This is a genomic window from Acidovorax radicis (genome assembly GCF_020510705.1).
In the GTDB taxonomy this organism is placed as follows: domain Bacteria; phylum Pseudomonadota; class Gammaproteobacteria; order Burkholderiales; family Burkholderiaceae_C; genus Acidovorax; species Acidovorax radicis_A.
In genome coordinates, this window is the sequence record NZ_CP075184.1 from 4681063 (window position 1) to 4702003 (window position 20941).

A 20941-nucleotide genomic window follows, 5' to 3' on the forward strand; every position below is an offset into this window, starting at 1 on the left:
ACCTTGGAGAGACACCTTATGACGATCAAGATTGGTATCAACGGTTTCGGCCGCATCGGCCGCAACGTGCTGCGCTCGGCCATCCAGAACTTCAGCGACATCGAAGTTGTTGGCATCAACGACCTGCTGGAGCCCGAGTACCTCGCGTACATGCTGCAGTACGACTCGGTGCATGGGCGCTTCCAGGGCACCGTGTCGGTCGAAGGCAATACGCTGATCGTCAACGGCAAGAAAATCCGCCTGACCCAAGAGCGCGACCCCGCCAACCTCAAGTGGAACGAAGTCGGCGCCGATGTGGTGATCGAATCCACCGGCCTCTTCCTGGACAAGGTCTCGGCCCAAAAGCATCTGGATGCAGGCGCCAAGAAGGTCATCCTGTCGGCCCCGTCCAAGGACGACACGCCCATGTTCGTGTTCGGCGTGAACCACAACACCTACGCAGGCCAGGCCATCATCTCCAACGCCTCGTGCACCACCAACTGCCTGGCGCCTGTGGCCATGGTGCTCAACAACAAATGGGGCATCAAGCGCGGCCTCATGACCACGGTGCACGCAGCCACCGCCACCCAAAAAACCGTGGACGGCCCGAGCAACAAGGACTGGCGCGGCGGCCGCGGCATTCTGGAAAACATCATTCCTTCGAGCACTGGCGCTGCCAAGGCCGTGGGCGTGGTGATCCCAGCCCTCAACAAGAAGCTGACCGGCATGTCGTTCCGCGTACCCACCAGCGATGTGTCGGTGGTGGATTTGACGGTGGAGCTGGAAAAGCCCGCCACCTACGACGAAATCAAGGCCGAGATGAAGGCCCAGTCCGAAGGCGCGCTCAAGGGAATCCTGGGTTACACCGAAGACAAGGTGGTGGCCACCGACTTCCGCGGCGACACCCGCACGTCGATTTTTGACGCCGATGCAGGCATCGCGCTGGACGGCACCTTCATGAAAATCGTGAGCTGGTACGACAACGAATGGGGCTACTCCAACAAGTGCCTGGAGATGGTGCGCGTCGTCGCCAAGTAAGATAGCTGGTATTTTGAAGAAGCGCTAAGACTGCAACTACCCGTTCAGGCCGGCCACCCGCAAGGGTTGCCGGCCTTTTTTTCGCCCGATGGATGGGTGCCAGCGAGACGTGCATGCACACGACTCCCGCGCCACAGCGGGGAATAGCGGGCACAGCGCGGACGCACAACACACCTTGGTCCGCCTATTGCTCGCTAGACGCGGTAGACACGGCAGGCAGGATGGGCGCGCCAGGCGCCACGCCCGACTGCGAGCCCACAGCCGGGGTAGACGCCGAGGCAATGTGCACCGTGCGCGCGGGGAGCGCAAATGCCACCCCCAAGGCCTTGAACTCTCGCAACATCGCGAGGTTGATCGCTTGCTGCATGTCCATGTACACCGCATAGCCTGGGTCTTGCACGATATAGACCACTTCGTACTCCAGCGCATGCGCGCCCACTGCTTTGAGATGCGCGCGGTCAAAACGCAGCTGCGGCAGCCCTTCAATGATTTTGCGCACCACCTGCGGCACCGCTTCTGCCTGCTCGGGGGTGGCGTCAAACGTCACGCCAAAGCCGAACACAATGCGCCGCGTCTCCAGCAGCCGATAGTTGCTGATGGTGCGCTTGAGCAGCTCGGTGTTGGACATGACAACCTGCTCACCCTGCAGGCTGCGGATGCGGGTGGTCTTGAGGCCAATGACCTGCACCGTGCCCGAGATGTCGCCCACCACGATGAAGTCGCCCACTTCAAAGGGTTTGTCCACGGCGATGGCGAGCGATGCAAACAGGTCGCCCAGAATGTTTTGCACCGCCAACGCCACCGCAATGCCACCGACACCCAGGCTGGCGATAAAAGCGGTGATGTTCACCCCTACGTTCGACAAGATCGCCAGCAGCACCACGCTCCACAACAAGGTGCGCAGCGCCCACGACAGCAACGTGGCAGAGGCGCTGACCTGCGTCATGCCGGCACTGGCATGGCGATCCACATACCGGTGCACGCCCAGCCCAATGGCGCGCATACCCCACATGCCCATTTGCAAGGCCACAGCCACAAACCACAGCTGATTCAAGCGGTTTTCCCATCGCCCCGGCAACTGCAGCAGGCTGGCGCCCACAAGCAGTGCCACCATCAGCACCAGAAAGCGGCTGGTGCCAGCCAACACATCGGCCACCGCCTTCGCCGTGGCGTTGGGGGTCTGTGCCGCCCAATTCTCGGCACGGCGGGTGAGCACATGCAGCACCATCTGGATCGCCACATAGGTGGCCGCCGCAGCCGTCACGGCCAGGATCAGGTTCCACAAGGGAATGCCGAGAAATGAGGTCTCCTGAACCCAGGTCGAGAATGCGAAATCTTGCATGCGACAAATGCTCCTTTTTTGAAGGGGTTGGGGAATGAAGGTTGGCGCTGGAGCGCCGGCTAAAAAACACGGCGATCAGAAAAAGCAGCCGTTCGCAAACGACCTGCCAGCCAGCTAAGCGGGCGCGGGTGCGCAGCGCCTTGGGCCCTGCCCCTCACCCAAGCGGCTGTGTTGACCGGCCTGCGGGCGCACACGCTTGTATTGATCGAGAACCCAGGGCCCGCAGAGTTCCCCTGATGCATCGAGGCATGGGTTGCGACATGGGTTGCGGCACCCGCCAAGGAATGCGTCCAAAAAATACAAAGCGCCCGATATCTGTGGCGCAGTGCACCGCCGCGTGGACCCCCATGTACGCCCATGTACGCCCACGCCATTGCAACCGTTGGCAAGCGTTGCGTCGTAAGACGTGGACGACACCGATACAGAGGCCGAGCCTACGCCTGCCGCCGGGGGGCGTCACCACAATGAGGACACGCCAGCCCACCGGCTGGCCAACCACCGGCACTGGTTGCTGATGCGCCACCTGTACCGACGGCCCTTCTGCATCTGCAGCACGCTGTGTACCGCTGTGTATGTATCGCACGTCTGATCGTTACGCCGAACGTGCGCACGGCACAGCGCCAAAAGCGCCCAAAAGGGCCACCCCATTTTTCAGAGGAGTCACAACACCATGCACACAATCGCATTGATCCGTACCACCGCTGTGGTCCTTACGCTGGGCGCCATGGCAGCCTGCTCGTCCACGCCCAAGCCCACCGAGCAGATGGCAGTGAGCCGCACCACGGTGAACCGCGTCGCTGCAGAGCCAGAGGTGTCGGCCAACGCGCCCGTGGATATCCAAAAGGCACGCGACAAGCTCATGCAGGCCGACAAGGCCATGGCTGAAAAAAACTACAAGATGGCGCGCCGCCTGTCTGAAGAAGCCGAGGTGGACGCCCGCGTGGCCGAAACCCGCGCCGATGCCGCGCAGAACGCCAACAACCTCAAGCAGGTGCAAGACAGCATTCGCACGCTGCAAGACGAAATCAACCGTCGCTCACCCCGCTAAAGGCTGAGGCCCACGCCCTGCCACCGCGCCCGACACCGACTTTAGAAGGAACCACACACCATGCGCCATTTGTTTCACCGCACCACCGCCCTGTGCACCAGCCTGATTGCCGTGGGCTTGCTCGCCGCTTGCGCCAGCACCGCCCCGCTGCCCACCCTTGAAAGCGCCCGCACTGCCGTGAGTACCGCTGCCGGCGACCCTGCCGTTAACCAGTACGCACAGCTCGAACTCAAACAAGCGACCGATGCGCTGGCCAAGGCCGACCGCCAGTGGGCCGATGACCACGACGCATCGGAGACCAACCACCTGGCCTACCTTGCCTCCCAACGCGCCGAGATTGCAACCAACACCGCCCGCTCGCGCCAGCTGGACGCCAACATCAAACAAGCCGGTGGCGATGCAGACCGCATTCGCCTGGAGGCCCGCACCCAGGAGGCTGACCAGGCCCGCATGCGAGCCGATGCCCAGGCGCGCAATGCACAGCTGGCACAGCAGCAAGCCATGAGCGCAGAGCAGCGTGCCGCACAGCAACAGGCCAACGCCACGGCCGCCATGGCGCAAGCCAGCGCGGCGCAAGACCAGGTGCGCGCACTGCAAGCGCAGCTGCGCGACATGGAAGCGCAGCAAACCGAACGCGGCTTGCTCGTCACCTTGGGCGACGTGCTGTTCGCCTTCAACAAGGCCGAGTTGTCAGCACAAGCCGGCCCGCGCCTGGACAAGCTGGCCCACTTCCTCAAGCAGTTCCCTGATCGCAAACTGTTGATCGAGGGCTATACCGACAGCGTGGGTTCTGAGTCGTACAATCAGGATCTGTCCGAGCGACGCGCCATGGCTGTGCGCGATGCGCTGGTTCAACGCGGTGTGGACACCAGCCGCATCGGCGCCCGTGGCTATGGCAAGGCGCACCCCGTGGCCGACAACGCATCGCCCGAAGGCCGCGCGATGAACCGCCGTGTCGAGATCGTGATTGCCGACGACAAGGGCACGCTGCGCGGCAGATAAAGTACACCCCCCTGAGACGCTGCGCGTCTTCTCCCCGCTCTCGCACCGCTGCGCGTTGGGGCGGGGGGACGCCGCCAGCGCGGCGGGGCGGCCCTTGCGCGGCGGCCACTGGCTTGAGCCACGCCGGTTTCTGCGGCCTATATCAATAAACGCAACGAAGACCGCGCCGCTTACGCCGCGCGGTCTTCAAACGTTTCGGTATCCACTTCGCTCGCATTTTGTGGGTTGTAGCGATTGCCCACCACGGTGCGCTCGTTGATGAGGCCGTTCAGGCGCTCCATCACCGCCGCACTCAACCGCACATCCACCGCGCCCAGGTCATCGTGCAAATGCTCCACGCTCGTGGTGCCGGGGATCGGAATGATGTGCTCGCTCCGGTGCAGCAACCACGCCAGCGCCAGCTGCGCGGGCGTGCAACCCACCTCGCGCGCCACGTCCATGTAGCCACCCAGCAGCTTCAGGTTGGCCACATATGCGTCGGGCGCAAAACGCGGCATGGCGCGGCGGATGTCCTTGGCGTCCAACGTGCCGACATCGTGCAGGTCACCACACAGAAATCCACGCGCCACCGGGCTGAAAGCGACGAACGCTGTGCCCAGCTCGCGGCAAGCCTCAAGCACCGCAATCTCGGGGTTGCGCGTCCACAGCGAATACTCCGTCTGCAGCGCTGCAATGGGGTGCACGGCATGCGCGCGGCGCAGCGTGGCGGCGGACACTTCCGACAGGCCAATGCTGCGGATCTTGCCCGCGCGCACCAAGTCGGCCAGAGCGCCCACGCTGTCTTCAATCGGCACGCTCTTGTCCCAGCGGTGCAGGTAATACAGGTCGATGACGTCGGTCTGCAAGCGGCGCAAGCTGTCTTCGCAGGTCTGGCGCAGCGTGGCCGGGCGCCCGTCGATCACCCGCACCAGCTTGCCATCGCCATTCACATCCACGCCCTGCATACCGCACTTGCTGGCCAGCGTGAAGCGGCTGCGGTGCGGCTTCATCACGCGGCCCACCAGCGTCTCGTTGGCACCAAAGCCATACAGCGTGGCCGTATCAAACAGCGTCACGCCCGCGTCCAGCGCAGCCAGCAACACACGCTCGCCCTGCGCGGCCGACACCGGTGCGCCGTAGGCGTGCGAGAGGTTCATACAGCCCAGCCCGATGGCCGAGACACTGAAAGGTCCAAGGGTTCTTTGTTGCATGGCGCAAGCTTACGCCAAGCATGGCAGCCCACCAGACCAGTCGGGCTTGTGGAGAGCGGTCGCGCTATGGCAGCACGGCAGGCGCAGCAGACGACGGCAGCCGCTTGGCCCACAGATCCAGCCGCTCGCCCGCCACGCAGGCCGCCACAAGCCGGGCCAACCGGGCTGCCTGCGTTTCAGGCCGTTTTGCCGACGTGACCCAGTGCAGCATGGTTTTTTTGTAGCCCGGCGGCGTGGCTTCAAAAAACTGCCACGCCTTCTTGTGCCGCTGAAACTCCCGCAGCTGCGGCGCGGGCAGCTCGGCGGGCGCCGCTCGCTCGTGCGAATAGATCGCAGACTTGTGGGCCTTGCGGTGCGCAAAGGCCTGCAGACCGGCAGGCGTCATGCGGCCCGCGGCCTGCAACTGCTCCATCTTGGCAATGTTCACCGCGCTCCAGATGGATGACGGCTTGCGCGGCGTGAAGCGGATGGAATACATGTGCTCATCAATGCGCCGACGCACACCGTCGATCCAGCCAAAACACAGGGCCTCGTCCACCGCTTCGGACCAGGTCATGCAGGGGTGGCCAGAGGCGACTTTGTGAAAACCTACGAGCAGCTCAGGGCAATGCGCGGCATGTGCTTGCAGCCAGCGGCGAAAGGCTTCAGGAGCGGCGAAGAAAGTGGCGGAGGTCATGCAGGGCATTGTTACCAACATCTGTGGCGATGCCTACCCCTGTTCGCGTGGCATTCACCGCCGCCAGATCCTTCGGCGCAATGACCGCAAGACCGCTGAAACCCGGCACCAAGCCGTCGGCAGGGTGACGGACTCCACCGATGGGCTCCGGCTGGAAACTAGGTGATTTTGAAAACAGTCAGGATCTTTTTGGAGCCCGACTTTTCCTCGAAGGCCGCCCACTGCTTGATACCTTTGACCAGCACCTGTGTGCTCACGTCTCGCACGGCCTTCTTCGTCTGGAGTTTGGCAGTGAGCCAATCCTGGATATGTGCGAAGTGCGCACCTTCTTGCCCGGTAGGGATCAGCATGTCCAGGCCTGCTACTTTGCCAGCGGCAGTCACTGTGATTTCGGTCGCGGGCATAGAGGGGCTTTTGGGGTTTGGCTAGAGCGCGACATCAAGCCAGCACGAGCCTGTGGATTGAAGGGGGCCATTTCGCCGAACCCAAAGTGCAGGCAGCAAAAAAGACGGTGGGGCGCATTTTAGGTCCCACGGGTCTGATCCCGACTGCCGGGGCTGCATCGGACGGTGAGGGCCGCCACAGCGCCATCCGCGCCTGCATCTCAAATTCCCTCAAAGGCCCAAGCCCCTTCGGCCATTGCATGGACAATCTCGGCATGTCTGGCGCACCTACTTCACACACCCCTTCGCCCCGCCCCGTGCTGATCGCCGGCGGCGGCATCGGTGGCATGGCCACTGCCCTGACCCTGCACCAGATCGGCGTGCCCTGCATCGTCTTTGAATCGGTGCCCGAGCTGCAGCCGCTGGGCGTGGGCATCAACCTTCAGCCCAACGCCGTGCGGGAGCTGCACGACCTGGGGTTTGGCAACGACGTGCTGGACACCATTGGCCTGCAGGCGCGCGAATGGGCGCTGGTGGGACGCAACGGCAACGAGGTGTACGCCGAGCCGCGTGGCCTGGAGGCGGGCTACCACTGGCCGCAGTATTCGGTGCACCGGGGCCAGCTGCAGATGATGCTGTTCAACGCCGTCAAAGAGCGCCTGGGCGACGGCGCCGTGCAACTGGGGCAACGCGTGGTGGGCTACCGGCAGGATGCGGAGGGCGTGACGGCAGTCATCGAAACCCGCAACGGTGAGCGCCGGGAGGTGGCGGGCTCGCTGCTGATTGCCGCCGATGGCCTGCACTCGGCCGTGCGGGCACAGATGCATCCCACGCAGCCGCCCATCCAGTGGGGCGGCGCCATCATGTGGCGGGGCACCGCGCCGGGAGTGCCGGTGCGAACGGGTGCTTCGTTTGTGGGCGTGGGCTCGCTGCGCCATCGCGTGGTGTTCTACCCCATCACGCCGCCTGACCCGGCCACGGGCCTGGCCACCATCAACTGGATTGCCGAGATCACGGTGGACAACCAGGGCGGCTGGCAGCAAGGCGACTGGAACCGGCGCGTGGCGCTGGAGGAGTTCATTCACCACTTTGAAGGCTGGAACTACAGCTGGCTGGACGTACCCGCCATGCTGCGCGGCGCCAAGGATGTGTTTGAGTACCCCATGATTGACCGCGACCCTGTGCCCACCTGGGTGGACGGCCGCGTGGCGCTGCTGGGCGATGCGGCGCATGTGATGTACCCCGTGGGCTCCAATGGGGCCAGCCAGGCCATCGTGGACGCGCGCGTGCTGGGGGCGCAGCTCGTTGCGCATGGCGTGGGCCCGCAGGCGCTGAGCGCCTACGACGACAAGTTGTGCAAAGACATCTCGGCGCTGGTGCTGCGCAACCGGGGCTCCGGCCCGTTCGGTCTGCTGGGGCTGGTGGACGAGCGCTGTGGCGGTGTGTTCGACCACATCGACGACGTGCTGCCGCGCGAAGAGCGCGAGGGCTTCATGGCGCGCTACAAGGCGGCGGCGGGGTTTGCGATCGAGACGCTGAACGCGGCGCCACCCACCATCGCGCCAGGGCAACGCGCGGCCGCAGGCTGAACAGTCCGAGGGGCGCAGTGCGGGCCAGTGGGTCCGCCATGCAGCGCTGGCCTGAATATGCAAACGCAGAGAAATGTCACGCCCGGCGTGTCTCGTTCGTCAAGGCAGTCCTATCACTCGCAAGGACTTGCCCCATGGACACGCCAGATACCACCACACCCGCTTCAGCCCCTACCCAAGGCGCCGAACCGCGCACGTCTTACCTGGAAGAAAAAGCCTTCAAGGCCCGCACCCTGCTGGTCTTTGGCACCATCACCGACACCCTGGCCGCCGATGTGGCGCGGCGGCTGATTGCGCTGGATGCCGAGAGTGCCGAGCCCATCGACATGCTGGTGAGCTCGCCCGGCGGGCATCTGGAGTCGGGCGACACGATCCACGACCTGGTGCGCTTCATCACTGCGCCGGTGAACATGATTGGCACCGGCTGGGTGGGCAGCGCGGCCACGCACCTCTACCTGGCCGCGCCGCGCGAGCGGCGGTTCTGCCTGCCCAACACGCGCTTTCTGATCCACCAGCCCAGCGGTGGCGCCGGCGGCCCGGCCAGCGACATCGCCATCCAGGCGCGCGAGATGGTGAAAGCGCGTGAGCGGATTGCAGCCACCATCGCCAGGCAGACCGGCAAGCCGCTGGAGATGGTGCTGGCAGACATCGAGCGCGACCGCTGGCTGTCGGCCGAAGAGGCGGTGGACTACGGCCTGGTCTCACGCATCATCGAGCACAAGGCGGCATTGAAGGGGTGATGCCAGGCACCCCTAACTATCAAATGCATAGCTGCTGGCGCTTGATATAAAAGCGCCAGCAGCCAATTGGGCTTGCAATCAGCCTGCGTTGAGCTGCAGCTCCAGGTCGTGCAGCACCTGGTAGCACGGCAGCACCTGTGCCACGCTGGCGTTGGGCTCGCGGCCTTCGCGGATGGCGGCGAAGAACTCGCGGTCCTGCAGCTCGATTCCGTTCATGCTCACATCGACCTTGCTCACGTCGATCTTCTCTTCCTTGCCATTCACCAGGTCGTCGTAGCGCGCGATGTAGGTAGCCGTGTCGCCGATGTAGCGGAAGAAGGTGCCCAGCGGGCCGTCGTTGTTGAACGAGAGCGACAGCGTGCAGATGGCACCGTTGGCGGCTTTGAGCTGGATGCTCATGTCCATCGCGATGCCCAGCGTGGGGTGGATAGGGCCCTGGATGGCGTTGGCCTTCACGATGGGGCTGCCGGCCTGGTAGGCGAACAGGTCCACCGTGTGGGCAGCGTGGTGCCACAGCAGGTGGTCCGTCCAGCTCCGGGCCTGGCCCAGCGCGTTCATGTTGGTGCGGCGGAAGAAGTAGGTCTGCACATCCATCTGCTGGATGTTGAACTCGCCCGCCGTGATCTTCTTGTGCACGTACTGGTGGCTGGGGTTGAAGCGGCGGGTGTGGCCGCACATGGCCACCAGGCCCGTCTGCATTTGCAGGGCGATGACCTTCTCGCCATCGGCCAGCACATCGCACAGCGGGATCTCGACCTGCACATGCTTGCCCGCTTCCAGGCAGGCGATGGTCTGGCTGGCGTGCATCTGCGTGGGCGTGCACAGGATCACGGCGTCCACCTCCTTGATCGCCAGGCTGTCCTTCAGATCGGTGGTGACGTGCTTGATGCCGTACTTGTCGGCCACTTCCTGGGTCTTGGCCAGGTCGCGGCTGATGAGGGAGACGACTTCAACGCCGTCGATGTTCTTGATGCCGTCCAGGTGCTTGATGCCGAAGGCGCCAGCGCCGGCGAGTGCGACTTTGATGGTCATGGGTGTGTCCTTTCAGGTGTTCTCAAGAATCAGGTGGCCCACGGCGGTGTTGGACGCGGGCACATGGTAGAAGCGGTGCGCCAGCTTGGGTGGCTTGCCACCGGCCACATCGGCCATGGCGCCTCGGGCGATGAGCCACATCACGAGTTCGATGCCTTCGCTGCCCGCTTCGCGCACATAGTCGATGTGCGGGATACTGGCGGCGGCCTCGGGGTCGTTGATGAGCTTGTCGAGGAAGACGTTGTCAAACTCTTTGTTGATGAGACCTGCGCGCGGGCCCTGCAGCTGGTGGCTCATGCCGCCCGTGCCCCAGATGTGCACATTCAGGTCTTCGTCGTAGCTTTCCACGGCCTTGCGGATCGCCTGACCCAGGTTGTAGCAGCGGCGGCCGCTGGGCACCGGGTACTGCACTACGTTGACGGCGAACGGGATCACCGGGCAAGGCCAGGCGCCCGTCTTCGGGTCTTGCTGGCCGCACATCAGAGACAGCGGCACGGTGAGGCCGTGGTCCACGTCCATCTTGTTGACGATGGTGAGGTCAAAGTCCTGCTGGATGACCGACTGCGCGATGTGCGCGGCCAGGTCTGGGCGGCCCTGCACCACGGGCACCGGGCGGGGGCCCCAGCCCTCGTCGGCGGGCTGGAACTGCGCGGCCGTGCCGATGGCGAACGTGGGAATCATCTCCAGGCTGAAAGCCGTGGCGTGGTCGTTGTAGACCAGGAAGATCACGTCGGGCTTGTTGTCCTTCATCCATTGCTTGGAGAAGTCGTAGCCCGCGAACAGCGGCTTCCAGTAGTCTTCCTGCGTCTTGCCCAGGTCCAGCGCAGCGCCAATGGCAGGCACGTGCGACGTGAACACGGAGGCGGTGATCTTGGCCATGGTCAGTTTCCTTTCTTGCCGGCAGCGCCTTGTGGCTGGCGGTGTGCCTGTGCGTCGCCGTCTTCGCCGATCACGCGGTTGCCATTGGCCGAGCGGCCGCCGTTGATCATCATGTTGCGGTATTCCTCTTCGGTCATGCCGGTCATGCTGCCCGCCATCTGCTGGAAGCTCTTGCCATCGGTGGCGCCGATCTTGGCCAGAAAATAGATATTGCCGCCCAGGCGGATGCACCAGTTCAGGTCGCGTGCCAGCACGGCCTGCTTCTGCTCTTCGGTCATCGCCCATTCATCGAGGTAGGCGCGTTCGTTGGCCTTGAAACGCTCGCGGTTGCCAGCCTTCATCAGGCTCATGCAGAACTGGTTGAGCCAGTAGCCCTTGCGGCTTTGCTCCGCATCGAAGATGGTCGTGCCGGGCACGTCCAGGTAGGGTTTGTCGAGTGGCATGGCATCAGCCTTTCTTTGTCACTTCTTCAGGCCAGTAAAGGCGCATGGGGTTATCCACCAGCAGCTTTTGCTGCAGCTCGGCCGTGGGGGCGATGTGCGGAATGAAGTCCACCAGCAGGCCGTCGTCGGGCATGTGGTCCTTGAGGTTGGGGTGCGGCCAGTCGGTGCCCCAGAGCACGCGGTCGGGGAACTCTGCGACCACCTTGCGGGCGAACGGGATCACATCGGTGTAGGCATTTTGCTCGCCGTTCAGGGCCTTGGGGCCAGTTACGGAGAGGCGCTCGGGGCAGCTCACCTTGCTCCACACATTGGGGTGCTGGCGCATGAACTTCAGGAACAGCTCAAACTCCGGTCCGTCCACCGGCTTGTTCACATCGGGGCGGCCCATGTGGTCCACCACCACGGTGGTGGGCAGTGCAGTGAAGAAGTCCCACAGCTCGGGCAGGTCCACGGCCTCGAAGTAGATCACCACGTGCCAGCCGAGCTTGGCGATGCGCGCGGCAATCTCCATCAGCTCGTCCTTGGGCGTGAAGTCCACCAGGCGCTTGACGAAGTTGAAGCGCACGCCGCGCACACCGGCGTCATGCATGGCCTGCAGCTCTTGGTCGGTGACCGAGCGCTTGACGGTGGCCACGCCCCGCGCCTTGCCGCCGGAGTGCACCAGCGCATCGACCATCGCGCGGTTGTCCGCACCGTGGCAGGTGGCCTGCACCACCACGTTGCGCGCAAAGCCCAGGTGGTCGCGCAGCGCGTACAGCTGGTGTTTGCTGGCGTCGCAGGGCGTGTACTTGCGCGCGGGCGCGTAGGGGAACTCTGCCCCGGGGCCGAACACATGGCAGTGCGCGTCCACAGCGCCCGCGGGCACCTGGAAGCGGGGTTTGCTAGGGCCGGCGTACCAGTCCAGCCAGCCGGGGGTCTTAGTGAATTCGCTCATGGGCGTGGGTCCTTGGTTGCTGGGTGGGGCAGGTCAGTCGAGGGACACGTTGGCCTTCTTGATCACGTCACCAAAACGCTGGCTCTCGTCCTTGACGAACTGGGCGAACTGCGCGCGCGTGGTGGGGAAGGGCTCGTAGCCAAAGCTCTTGAACTTCTCCTGCACATCGGTGCCGGACAGGGCCTGCTCGATGTCCTTGCGGATCTTGTCGGTCACGGCAGCGGGCAGACCGGGCGGCACTGCGATGGCGTTCCAGCCCGTCACCTCAAAGCCCTTGGGGCCACCCGATTCGCCCACGGTGGGCACATCCGGAAAGCTGGCCAGGCGCTGCGGCGCGGTGACGGCCAGAAAGCGCAGCTTGCCCGCACGTTGCAGCGGCCCGGCCGTGGCGGCGCTGCCCAGCGCAAACGACAGCTCGCCGGTGGAGACCGAGGTGTAGAGCTGCGTGGTCTCTTTGTAGAGCACGTGCTCCATCTGCGTGCCGGTGGCGCTTTCAAACAGCTCGGAGCCCAGGTGCACCGGGTTGCCGATGGACCAGGAGCCGTAGTTGAGCTTGCCGGGGTTGGCCTTGGCGTCGGCCACGATGTCGCCCACGGTTTTGTATTTGCTGTTAGCGGCCACCGTGAAGAAGAAATAGGTCTTGAACAGCGGCAGCAGCGTGTCGAAGTCCTTGGCCGTGTCGTACGGCAGCTTCTTGAACAGGCTGGGGTAGGCGGCCAGGTGCACGTTGTCGAGCACGATCAGGTCATGCCCGTCCTTGGCGCCGCGCTTGAACGCATCGATGGCGATGAAGCCGTTGCCACCGGGACGGTTCTCGACCACCACGGGCTGGCCCCAGCTCTTGGACAACTTGTCGGCCACCAGGCGGGCCACGCCGTCCGGGCCACCGCCCACGGGGAACGGCGTGATGATGCGCACGGGCTTGGACGGAAACGCCTGCGCCGATGCGAACTGGGGCACACAGCCCAGGGCTGTGGCCAGGCCCACGGCCAGGCCCACACGGCGGGAGAGAGAAACGGGAGACACGGAACAACGCATGGAAAGAAGAAGCTGTTTGCTATTAATTACATAGCTGCAAGCACATGATTGACTGGCGCTTGCAGCCCAAAAGACTGAAAAACCGCTCAATCGATGTACTTGAGGCCCGCCTTCTCCAGGCCGGGGCGCATGTTGTACATGTCCAGGCCCAGCACGCCGCTGGCGAGCTTGGCGCGCTTCTCGCCCTCAAAGCTCTCGCGTTTTTGCGCGGCGGCCAGGGTCTCGGCCGCGCGGGCGGCGGGCACACACACCACACCGTCGTCGTCGGCCACGATCACGTCGCCCGGCGTGACCAGTGCACCGGCGCACACCACGGGGATGTTGACCGAGCCCAGCGTGGCCTTGATGGTGCCCTTGCTGCTGATCGCGCGGCTCCAGACGGGGAAGTTCATCTCCTGCAGCGTCTTCACGTCGCGCACACCGGCGTCGATGATGAGCGCGCGGGCGCCACGGGCCTGAAAGCTGGTGGCCAGCAGGTCACCAAAGTAGCCGTCGGTGCACTCCGACGTGACAGCCGCCACCACGATGTCGCCGGGCTGGATCTGCTCGGCCGCCGCATGCATCATCCAGTTGTCGCCGGGCTGCAGCAGCACGGTGACGGCTGTGCCGCTGACCTGCTGGCCGCCGTAGATGGGGCGCATGTAGGGCTTGAGCAGGCCCACGCGGCCCATGGCCTCGTGCACGGTGGCCGAGCCGAGAGCGGCCAAGCCGTCGGCAGCTGCGCGATCAGCGCGTGTGATGTTGCGGTAGACAACGCCAAGTTCAAACATGTCAGAGCCCCTTTGCCTTCAGGCGTGAATCGAGTCGGGAGAACACGCGGCGCGTGTTGGCTTCGTAGATCTGGTGCTTGTCTTCGGCACTCAGGATCTTGGACGCCTCGATGTAGCGCTTGGTGTCGTCGTAGTAGTTGCCGGTGGTGGGGTCGATGCCACGCACCGCGCCGATCATTTCGCTGGCGAACAGCACGTTCTTCACCGGGATCACGGTGTTGAGCAGGTCGATGCCGGGCTGGTGGTACACGCAGGTGTCGAAGTACACGTTGTTCATCAGGTGCTCGTCGAGCAGCGGCTTCTTCATCTCCTGCGCCAGGCCTCGGAAGCGACCCCAGTGGTAAGGCACCGCACCGCCGCCATGCGGGATCAGGAACTTGAGCGTGGGGAAGTCCTTGAACAGGTCGCCCTGGATCAGCTGCATGAAGGCCGTGGTGTCGGCGTTCAGGTAGTGCGCGCCGGTGGTGTGGAAGCACGCGTTGCAGCTGGTGCTCACGTGGATCATGGCGGGCAGGTCGTACTCCACCATTTTTTCGTAGATGGGGTACCAGTGCTTGTCGGTCAGCGGGGGGCTGGTCCAGTGGCCGCCAGAAGGATCAGGGTTGAGGTTGATGCCCACGGCACCGTATTCATGCACGCACTTTTCCAGCTCGGGGATGCAGGTGGCCGGATCGACACCGGGCGACTGCGGCAGCATGGCCACGGGCACAAAGTGGTCGGGGAACAGCGTGGAGACGCGGTAGCACAGCTCGTTGCAGATGGCCGCCCAGGTGCTGGAGACATTGAAGTCGCCAATGTGGTGGGCCATAAAGCTGGCGCGCGGGCTGAACAGCGTGATGTCGCTGCCGCGCTCTTTCATCAGCTTGAGCTGGTTGGTCTCGATGGACTCGCGCAGCTCGTCGTCGCTGATGTGCAGGTCGGACACTTTGGGCATGGCCGCCGGGTCTTTGATGCCGGCGATCTGTGCATTGCGCCAGTTCTCCAGCGCCTTGGGGGCCGTGGTGTAGTGGCCGTGGCAGTCGATGATGAGGCTCATTTTTGGTGCTCCTGAAAGGTGTTCTTGTGATCGGTCAGGCGGGCTCCATGCCCTGCTTGCGTTTGGCTTCGGCAGCGGCCGGAGAGGCCAGGTAGGCCAGCAAGGCGCGGGCGGCTTCCGGCTGCTGCGACAACGCGCCAATGCTCGCTGAAAACGTGGTGGTGATCTGGATGGCCGGTGGCAGCGGGCCCACGATCTGGATGCCCTGCACGTGCAGCAGCTCGCTCAGTTGCTGAAAGCCCAACGCCACCTCGCCCTTGGCCACCAGCGAGCCCACGGGCACGCCGGGGGGCGCCTGCACCATGCGCGGGGCGATCTGATCGGCAATGCCCCAGCGCTCAAACAGTTTGCTCAGCGCCACGCCGCTGGGGCCGGTGGACAGGCTGATGCTGGGCGCGGCCAGCACGGCATTGCGCACGGCGTCTTCGTTCGACAGGTCGGGCAGCGGCGCGCCTGCAGGCACGGCCACGGCCACGCCGGAGTGCACCCAGTCCACCTTGCTGCCGGGCAGCAAATGGCCTGCGGCCAAAAGCTTGTCGATGGCGTCGGAGGCCAGGATGACCACGTCGAACGCCTCACCGGCCGCCACGCGCTTGGCCGCGTCCACGCCGCCCACCGATTCGATGGCGGCCTGCGTGCCCGATTGCTGCGCAAAACCGGCCACCAGATCGGCCAGCACCTGGCGCGTGGCCATGGAAGAAATGCCTCGGATCACAGTAAAGCCTCACGCACATCAGGGGCTGTGCCACCAATGCGCCCCAGAGCGTGGGCCTGAGATGCATTCTTGTTTGCGTGAGTCTGGACGGGCTGCGTCATGCGTTGTCTCCTGCCGGGCTGCGGGTGGCCCAGGCGGTGCGTGCAGTTGTATACATGCCGCCGATTGTGGGCAGCGGCAGCCCAAACATGAAGGCGGCACCGGCACTACCAGATATATCATTCCGTGATCGTTGACGTGAAGCTATTGCAAATAGCAGAGAGCATTTCCCCATGGACCTCAAGCAGATCGAATACTTTGTGCGGGTGGCCGAGCTGGGTAGCTTTACCCGCGCCTCGGTGGTGCTGGACATTGCCCAGCCCGCCCTGAGCCGCCAGGTGCGCCTGCTGGAGGTGGAGCTGCGCCAGAACCTGCTGGTGCGCAATGGCCGGGGCGCCACGCCCACCGAGGCGGGCAAGCTGCTGCTGGAGCACGGGCGCGGCATCTTGCACCAGGTGGAACGCGCCCGCGAGGAGCTGGGCCGCGTGCGCGGCGCCCTGGCCGGGCGTGTGGCCATCGGCCTGCCGCCCAGCATTGCCAAGGTGCTGACCGTGCCGCTGACCCGCGCCTTCCGCGTGAAGATGCCCGACGCGGCGCTGGCCATCAGCGAGGGGCTGTCGGTGGCCATGCGCGAGTCGCTGACCACCGGGCTGCTCGACATTGCGCTGCTCTACAACACCACGCCCGCGCCGGGCATCGAGACCACGGCGCTGCTGGAGGAAGACCTGTTCCTGGTGCAGCGGCGGCCCGCAGGGGCGGCCACGGTGGACCCCGCACCGCTGGCGCTTGACGAGCTGCCCCGCTTTCCGCTGGTCATCCCCACACGGCCCAATTCCATTCGCATGCTCGTGGAGTCTGAACTGGCCGCACGCGGCAAGCGCCCCCAGATCAGCCTGGAGATCGACGGTGTGGCCGCCATCCTGGACCTGGTGGCCGATGGTGCTGGCTGTGCCGTGCTGCCCATGAATGCGGTCACCACGTCGGGCAAACCCGAGGTGTTTTTCACCCGGCCGATCCAGGCGGCCAGCGTCGACGGTGCCGACATGGGGCTTTTGCGCAGCAAACTGTTTCTGGCCGTGAGCTCACAGCGCCCCGCCACACTCACGCAGCAGGCGATGGCGGAGCTGATTCGCACCACCTTGCAGGCGCTTTACAGGGCGCCGTGACCCTTCCAGGAGCCTGCCGGACTTGGAAATCGTCGGCTGCAAATGGACCGCAGCGCGTGGCGCGTCGCAGCCACCCTGCGCTACGGCTACTGTTTGGCGATCTTCGCGCGCACGATCACATCGCTCCAGCGCTGCACATCGGCGGCAAGCCGGTCGCGCAATTGCGCAAGTGTACTGCCTTGCGCGTTGAGGTTCAACTCCAGCAGGCGTTTTTTGACCTCGGGCTGCGCCAGTGCGGCCTGCACCTCGCGCGATAAGCGATCCACCACCGCAGCGGGTGTTTTGGCGGGCACGGCCAGGCCGTTCCACGAGGTCACGTTGAACCCGGTCCACGGACCCGCGCTTTCGCGCAACGCAGGCACATCAGGCAGTTGGGGGGCGCGCTCGGCCCCCATCACGGCCAGGGGGCGCAAAGCCTTGGCGCCGATCTGGGGCATGAGCCCACCGAGGATGTCGATCATCACGTCTATCTCGCCGCCCCGCAGCGCGGTGATGACGGGCGGTGTGCCATTGAAGGGGACGACCTGCGCATCCACACCTGCCGTCACCTTGAACAGCTCCGCCGCCAGGTGCTGCGTGGTGCCAATCTGGGGGGTGCCGATATTGAGCTGGCCCGGATGTGCACGCGCATACGCCAGCAAATCGGCCAGGGTCTTGAAGCGCCCACCCTCACGCACCACCACCGCGAGATCAAAGGTGGCCAGCAACGACACGGGAGCAAAGTCCTTGAGCGTGTCAAACGGCAGCTTGCTGAAAAGTGCCGCACTGACCGCCGTGCCGCTGCTCACCAGCAGCAGCGTGTAGCCGTCTGGCTCAGCGCGCGCCACCAGGTCGCCGGCCACCACGCCTCCGGCGCTGGGCTTGTTGTCGATGACCACACTTTGCCCCAGCGGGCCCGCCATCTTCTGCGCCACTGTGCGTGCCGTGATGTCAGCCGCACCACCGGCCGCATTGGGCACCACGATGCGCAGTGGGCGTGACGGAAAGCGGGTCTGAGCAGACACAGGGCCCACACCAGCGCCAAGGCTGGCGACCAGCCAGAGAAAAAGGGTACGGCGGTCAACGGCCATAGACTTACCTCGCAACACCCAACAAGCGGTCGAGCAGCTCGGGCTGCGCGCTCAATTCGGCAGCCGTGCCGGCATGCACCACCGTGCCTCGGTCCAGCACGTCCGCGCGGTCGGAGATGGCCAGGATGGCCTGGGGGTGCTGCTCCACGATGATGGCCGACAGGCCCTCTTCGCGCGTGATGCGGCGGATGGCGCGCAGCAGCTCTTCCACAATGATGGGCGCCAGGCCTTCGAGCGGCTCGTCGAGCAGCAGCAGGCGTGGGTTGAGCACCAGCGCGCGGCCCACGGCGAGCATCTGCTGCTCGCCACCGGACAGCTGCGTGCCCAGATTGGTCTTGCGTTCGGCCAGACGCGGGAACATCTCGTACACGCGCTCGGGCGTCCATTGCCGAGCGGTCGAGCCTTTGCGGCCCGGGCGCGCCACGGCCGTGAGGTTCTCGTGCACGGTGAGCGACTTGAAGATGTTGCGCTCTTGCGGCACCCAGCCGATGCCGGCCGCTGCGCGCTCATGCGGGGGCAGCTTGTGCAGCGCCACGCCCGCCAGGCTCACCGTGCCCGCGTGCTGGCGCGTGGCGCCGGCCAGCGTGTTGATGAGCGTGGTCTTGCCCGTGCCATTGCGGCCCAGCAGGGCCAGCGTGTCACCCTCGGGCAGGGCCAGTGAAACGCCTTGCAGCACCACGGCCTCGCCATAGCCTGCGCTCAGGCCCTCGATGCGCAAGAGTTCTGTCTTAGACATGCAAACCTCCCGCCCCCACGCTCCCCGCTGCGCGTGGTTCGCTGCCCCCCAAGGGGGCCCTCGTGCCTTGGGGCGGCCCGGCGTCACTCGATGACTCCCCATGGCCGAGGTACACGGCCTTCACCTGCGCGTCGTTGGCGATGGTGTCGGGGTCGCCCTCGGTGAGCACGGTGCCGTTGACCAGCACCGTCATGCGGTTGGCAAAGCTGAAAACCAGGTCCATATCGTGTTCGATCAACAGCACCGACACATCGGCGGGCAGTGCCGCCACGGTCTGCAGCAGCTCCTCACGCTCGCCCGCCGGCACACCGGCCACGGGCTCGTCCAGCAGCAGCACGCGCGGCTCGCAGGCCAGCGCAATGGCGATCTCCAGCAGGCGGCGCTTGCCATAAGCCAGCACGCGCGTTTGCTCGGCCATGACGGAGGTGAGGTGGAACTGCTCCAGCAACTGCTCGCAGCGCTCGGTGACGGCGCGGCGCGCGCCCAGCGGCTGCCACCATTTGCCGCCCAGGCCTTGCTGCTGCGACACGGTGAGCGCCAGCGTCTCCAGCGGCGTGAGGGTATCGAACAGCTGGTTGATCTGGAACGTGCGCACCATGCCGCGCTGCACGCGCTGGTGCGGCGCCAGGCGCGTGATGTCCTGGCCTTCCAGCGTGATGGAGCCTTCGGTGGGCTCCAGCACGCCGGTCAGCAGGTTGATGAGCGTGGTCTTGCCCGCGCCGTTGGGGCCGATGAGCGCATGGCGCGCACCCTGCTTCAGGTTCAGCGTGACGTTGTTGGTGGCGGTGATGCCGCCAAAACGCTTGACAAGACCCTGGGCCGATAGCACGGTGGTGGAGGTAGAGATATTCATGTCAGTGATCCATTGCACTGCGCACAGCACGCAACCCGTGAAACTGGCGCGACGCATTGCGCGGGCAGCCACGCAAGGGCCGCCCCGCCGCGCTGGCTGCGTCCCCCTCCCCTAGCGCGCAGCGCGTAGAGAGAGGGGGAAGGCGCGAAGCGACTCAGGGGGTGTTTCATTTCCTAAACCAGTTCCAGGGGCGGAACAACCGCTCGCGTCCGACCAGCACCAGCACCACCAGGAACAGGCCGATCCAGAAGGTCCAGTATTGCGGCGTGACCGACGAGATCACGTCCTGCAGCAGCTTGAAACCTATGGCGCCCAGGATGCCACCATAGAGCCAACCCACGCCGCCGATCACCAGAATCAGCATCACATCGGCGGAACGGTGAAACTCGAACAGGTCGAGCGACGCGAAGCCCGTGGTTTGCGTGAGCAGCGCCCCGGCGGCACCGGCCAGCGCAGCGGCCAGCGTGTAGACCTGCGCGAGCTTGACGGTGACCGGGATGCCGATGGCCATGGCACGCAGCCGGTTGTCGCGGATCGCCTTGAGCGTGGCACCAAACGGTGACTGCACGATGCGCCGGGCGATCAGAAAGAACACCACCAGCACGGTCAGCGAATACCACGCCGCCGTGCGCCCATACAGATCGAAGTCGAAGCGGCCGAGCAATGGGCCCATCACCACGCCCTGCAGGCCATCGGCTCCGCCGGTCAGCCAGTCGAGCTTGTTGGCAAGCTCCAGCATCACGAGGCCCACGCCCAGCGTGACCATGAGGCGGGTCAGGTCCGTTCCCCGCATGATAGTCAGAGACGCCAAAGCCCCGAGCACAGCAGCCGCTGCGATGCCCACCGCCAAACCCACCAGCGGGTCGGGCATGACATGTTTGGCAAACAGGGCCGCCGCGTAGCCCCCCAGGCCGAAGAAGGCCGCATGGCCCAAGGAGACGATGCCGGTATAGCCCAGAATCAAATCCAGCGACAGGGCAAACAGCGCCACGATGGCGATTTCATTGATGATGAGTGCGTGGCTGGGGAGTGCAAACGGTGCGACAAAAGCGAGCAGCCAGAAGAGGGGCTCCCACCAGCGAAAACGCCGGACACGCAGCAAAGAATCTGCGGCAGGGGAAGAGTTTGCGGGGGTCATTGTTCAGTGTCCGGCGAAGTGGGCACGCAGGCCAGTGCACCCGTAGAACTGGCTTTGCCAGGCCACCGGGTGCGTCCCCCTCCCGCAGGAGAGGTGGGAAGACGC

At 64.9% G+C, this 20941-nt stretch carries 22 protein-coding genes; 6 read left to right on the forward strand and 16 right to left on the reverse strand.

The annotated features are described in order from the left end of the window. The first annotated feature begins 18 nt into the window (after positions 1-18). Positions 19-1017: a type I glyceraldehyde-3-phosphate dehydrogenase gene (gene gap / locus KI609_RS21450; protein ID WP_226445542.1), complete on the forward strand. Its 999-nt coding sequence runs from the start codon at positions 19-21 to the stop codon at positions 1015-1017. A 184-nt stretch (positions 1018-1201) separates the two neighbouring features. On the opposite strand, the gene KI609_RS21455 is transcribed toward gap, so the two are convergent. Then, entirely contained in the window at positions 1202-2359 is a 1158-nt protein-coding gene (locus KI609_RS21455; RefSeq protein ID WP_226445543.1) for a mechanosensitive ion channel family protein, read from the reverse strand. Between the two features lie 670 nt (positions 2360-3029). On the opposite strand from KI609_RS21455, the gene KI609_RS21460 reads away from it, so the two are divergent. Next, the gene (locus KI609_RS21460; protein WP_226445544.1) at positions 3030-3407 is read left to right on the forward strand and encodes a DUF4398 domain-containing protein; all 378 of its coding nucleotides are present in this window, start codon (positions 3030-3032) and stop codon (positions 3405-3407) included. A 60-nt stretch (positions 3408-3467) separates the two neighbouring features. Then, positions 3468-4409, forward strand: coding sequence for an OmpA family protein (locus KI609_RS21465; protein WP_226445545.1), 942 nt, complete (start codon positions 3468-3470; stop codon positions 4407-4409). A 170-nt stretch (positions 4410-4579) separates the two neighbouring features. Here KI609_RS21465 and KI609_RS21470 read toward each other — a convergent pair whose 3' ends face one another. The 3 genes from KI609_RS21470 to KI609_RS21480 form a co-directional block, all read right to left on the reverse strand. Then, a complete protein-coding gene (locus KI609_RS21470; RefSeq protein ID WP_226445546.1) occupies positions 4580-5599 on the reverse strand; it encodes an aldo/keto reductase in 1020 nt (339 codons plus the stop codon). Between the two features lie 64 nt (positions 5600-5663). Continuing rightward, the gene (locus KI609_RS21475; RefSeq protein WP_226445547.1) at positions 5664-6275 is read right to left on the reverse strand and encodes a YdeI/OmpD-associated family protein; all 612 of its coding nucleotides are present in this window, start codon (positions 6273-6275) and stop codon (positions 5664-5666) included. Positions 6276-6433: 158 nt separating this feature from the next. Further along, on the reverse strand, positions 6434-6679 hold the full coding sequence (locus tag KI609_RS21480; protein WP_226445548.1) for a hypothetical protein: 246 nt from the start codon (positions 6677-6679) through the stop codon (positions 6434-6436). Positions 6680-6933: 254 nt separating this feature from the next. Between KI609_RS21480 and KI609_RS21485 the strand changes: the two genes are divergently transcribed. Both KI609_RS21485 and KI609_RS21490 read left to right on the forward strand, forming a co-directional pair. Then, on the forward strand, positions 6934-8247 hold the full coding sequence (locus KI609_RS21485; RefSeq protein ID WP_226445549.1) for a flavin-dependent oxidoreductase: 1314 nt from the start codon (positions 6934-6936) through the stop codon (positions 8245-8247). A gap of 134 nt (positions 8248-8381) precedes the next feature. Further along, entirely contained in the window at positions 8382-8987 is a 606-nt protein-coding gene (locus tag KI609_RS21490; protein WP_226445550.1) for an ATP-dependent Clp protease proteolytic subunit, read from the forward strand. 78 nt (positions 8988-9065) lie between these two features. Here KI609_RS21490 and KI609_RS21495 read toward each other — a convergent pair whose 3' ends face one another. From KI609_RS21495 to KI609_RS21530, 8 genes are all read right to left on the reverse strand, one after another. Further along, positions 9066-10019 carry a Gfo/Idh/MocA family oxidoreductase gene (locus tag KI609_RS21495; protein ID WP_226445551.1) on the reverse strand — a complete coding sequence of 318 codons (954 nt, stop codon included), beginning with the start codon at positions 10017-10019 and terminating at the stop codon, positions 9066-9068. Between the two features lie 12 nt (positions 10020-10031). Then, the gene (locus tag KI609_RS21500; protein ID WP_226445552.1) at positions 10032-10898 is read right to left on the reverse strand and encodes a class III extradiol dioxygenase subunit beta; all 867 of its coding nucleotides are present in this window, start codon (positions 10896-10898) and stop codon (positions 10032-10034) included. A gap of 2 nt (positions 10899-10900) precedes the next feature. Further along, on the reverse strand, positions 10901-11341 hold the full coding sequence (gene ligA, locus KI609_RS21505) for a protocatechuate 4,5-dioxygenase subunit alpha (RefSeq protein WP_226445553.1): 441 nt from the start codon (positions 11339-11341) through the stop codon (positions 10901-10903). A gap of 4 nt (positions 11342-11345) precedes the next feature. Next, positions 11346-12275, reverse strand: coding sequence for an amidohydrolase family protein (locus KI609_RS21510; protein WP_226445554.1), 930 nt, complete (start codon positions 12273-12275; stop codon positions 11346-11348). Positions 12276-12308: 33 nt separating this feature from the next. Continuing rightward, positions 12309-13313, reverse strand: a complete 1005-nt coding sequence (locus tag KI609_RS21515; protein ID WP_226445555.1) for a Bug family tripartite tricarboxylate transporter substrate binding protein — start codon at positions 13311-13313, stop codon at positions 12309-12311. Between the two features lie 86 nt (positions 13314-13399). Next, positions 13400-14083, reverse strand: coding sequence for a 4-carboxy-4-hydroxy-2-oxoadipate aldolase/oxaloacetate decarboxylase (gene ligK / locus KI609_RS21520; RefSeq protein WP_226445556.1), 684 nt, complete (start codon positions 14081-14083; stop codon positions 13400-13402). Between the two features lies 1 nt (position 14084). Then, positions 14085-15119: an amidohydrolase family protein gene (locus tag KI609_RS21525; protein WP_226445557.1), complete on the reverse strand. Its 1035-nt coding sequence runs from the start codon at positions 15117-15119 to the stop codon at positions 14085-14087. Between the two features lie 34 nt (positions 15120-15153). Further along, a complete protein-coding gene (locus KI609_RS21530) occupies positions 15154-15813 on the reverse strand; it encodes a substrate-binding domain-containing protein (protein WP_226445558.1) in 660 nt (219 codons plus the stop codon). A gap of 293 nt (positions 15814-16106) precedes the next feature. Here KI609_RS21530 and KI609_RS21535 point away from each other — a divergent pair, with 293 nt between their 5' ends. Then, entirely contained in the window at positions 16107-17039 is a 933-nt protein-coding gene (locus tag KI609_RS21535; protein ID WP_226445559.1) for a LysR substrate-binding domain-containing protein, read from the forward strand. 86 nt (positions 17040-17125) lie between these two features. On the opposite strand, the gene KI609_RS21540 is transcribed toward KI609_RS21535, so the two are convergent. From KI609_RS21540 to KI609_RS21555, 4 genes are all read right to left on the reverse strand, one after another. After that, positions 17126-18109 (reverse strand): tripartite tricarboxylate transporter substrate binding protein, encoded by a 984-nt coding sequence (locus tag KI609_RS21540; protein ID WP_226445560.1) that lies wholly within the window; start codon positions 18107-18109, stop codon positions 17126-17128. A 4-nt stretch (positions 18110-18113) separates the two neighbouring features. Continuing rightward, a complete protein-coding gene (locus KI609_RS21545) occupies positions 18114-18845 on the reverse strand; it encodes an ABC transporter ATP-binding protein (protein WP_226445561.1) in 732 nt (243 codons plus the stop codon). Further along, entirely contained in the window at positions 18838-19698 is an 861-nt protein-coding gene (locus KI609_RS21550; RefSeq protein WP_226445562.1) for an ABC transporter ATP-binding protein, read from the reverse strand. Before KI609_RS21550 ends, KI609_RS21545 begins: the two co-directional genes overlap by 8 nt. 166 nt (positions 19699-19864) lie before the next feature. Next, complete coding sequence (locus KI609_RS21555; protein WP_226445563.1) at positions 19865-20836, reverse strand: branched-chain amino acid ABC transporter permease; 972 nt, start codon at positions 20834-20836, stop codon at positions 19865-19867. Positions 20837-20941: the final 105 nt, after the last annotated feature.

Excerpts from the sequence above, each read along its gene's own strand:
- ligK (WP_226445556.1), bottom strand. The coding sequence starts at position 14,083 with ATGTTTGAACTTGGCGTTGTCTACCGCAACATCACACGCGCTGATCGC.
- KI609_RS21535 (WP_226445559.1), top strand. The coding sequence starts at position 16,107 with ATGGACCTCAAGCAGATCGAATACTTTGTGCGGGTGGCCGAGCTGGGT.
- KI609_RS21525 (WP_226445557.1), bottom strand. The coding sequence starts at position 15,119 with ATGAGCCTCATCATCGACTGCCACGGCCACTACACCACGGCCCCCAAG.
- KI609_RS21545 (WP_226445561.1), bottom strand. The coding sequence starts at position 18,845 with ATGTCTAAGACAGAACTCTTGCGCATCGAGGGCCTGAGCGCAGGCTAT.
- gap (WP_226445542.1), top strand. The coding sequence starts at position 19 with ATGACGATCAAGATTGGTATCAACGGTTTCGGCCGCATCGGCCGCAAC.
- KI609_RS21555 (WP_226445563.1), bottom strand. The coding sequence starts at position 20,836 with ATGACCCCCGCAAACTCTTCCCCTGCCGCAGATTCTTTGCTGCGTGTC.
- KI609_RS21470 (WP_226445546.1), bottom strand. The coding sequence starts at position 5,599 with ATGCAACAAAGAACCCTTGGACCTTTCAGTGTCTCGGCCATCGGGCTG.
- ligA (WP_226445553.1), bottom strand. The coding sequence starts at position 11,341 with ATGCCACTCGACAAACCCTACCTGGACGTGCCCGGCACGACCATCTTC.
- KI609_RS21460 (WP_226445544.1), top strand. The coding sequence starts at position 3,030 with ATGCACACAATCGCATTGATCCGTACCACCGCTGTGGTCCTTACGCTG.
- KI609_RS21465 (WP_226445545.1), top strand. The coding sequence starts at position 3,468 with ATGCGCCATTTGTTTCACCGCACCACCGCCCTGTGCACCAGCCTGATT.
- KI609_RS21500 (WP_226445552.1), bottom strand. The coding sequence starts at position 10,898 with ATGGCCAAGATCACCGCCTCCGTGTTCACGTCGCACGTGCCTGCCATT.
- KI609_RS21550 (WP_226445562.1), bottom strand. The coding sequence starts at position 19,698 with ATGAATATCTCTACCTCCACCACCGTGCTATCGGCCCAGGGTCTTGTC.
- KI609_RS21540 (WP_226445560.1), bottom strand. The coding sequence starts at position 18,109 with ATGGCCGTTGACCGCCGTACCCTTTTTCTCTGGCTGGTCGCCAGCCTT.
- KI609_RS21530 (WP_226445558.1), bottom strand. The coding sequence starts at position 15,813 with ATGGCCACGCGCCAGGTGCTGGCCGATCTGGTGGCCGGTTTTGCGCAG.
- KI609_RS21490 (WP_226445550.1), top strand. The coding sequence starts at position 8,382 with ATGGACACGCCAGATACCACCACACCCGCTTCAGCCCCTACCCAAGGC.
- KI609_RS21515 (WP_226445555.1), bottom strand. The coding sequence starts at position 13,313 with ATGCGTTGTTCCGTGTCTCCCGTTTCTCTCTCCCGCCGTGTGGGCCTG.
- KI609_RS21495 (WP_226445551.1), bottom strand. The coding sequence starts at position 10,019 with ATGACCATCAAAGTCGCACTCGCCGGCGCTGGCGCCTTCGGCATCAAG.
- KI609_RS21455 (WP_226445543.1), bottom strand. The coding sequence starts at position 2,359 with ATGCAAGATTTCGCATTCTCGACCTGGGTTCAGGAGACCTCATTTCTC.
- KI609_RS21510 (WP_226445554.1), bottom strand. The coding sequence starts at position 12,275 with ATGAGCGAATTCACTAAGACCCCCGGCTGGCTGGACTGGTACGCCGGC.
- KI609_RS21480 (WP_226445548.1), bottom strand. The coding sequence starts at position 6,679 with ATGCCCGCGACCGAAATCACAGTGACTGCCGCTGGCAAAGTAGCAGGC.
- KI609_RS21485 (WP_226445549.1), top strand. The coding sequence starts at position 6,934 with ATGTCTGGCGCACCTACTTCACACACCCCTTCGCCCCGCCCCGTGCTG.
- KI609_RS21475 (WP_226445547.1), bottom strand. The coding sequence starts at position 6,275 with ATGACCTCCGCCACTTTCTTCGCCGCTCCTGAAGCCTTTCGCCGCTGG.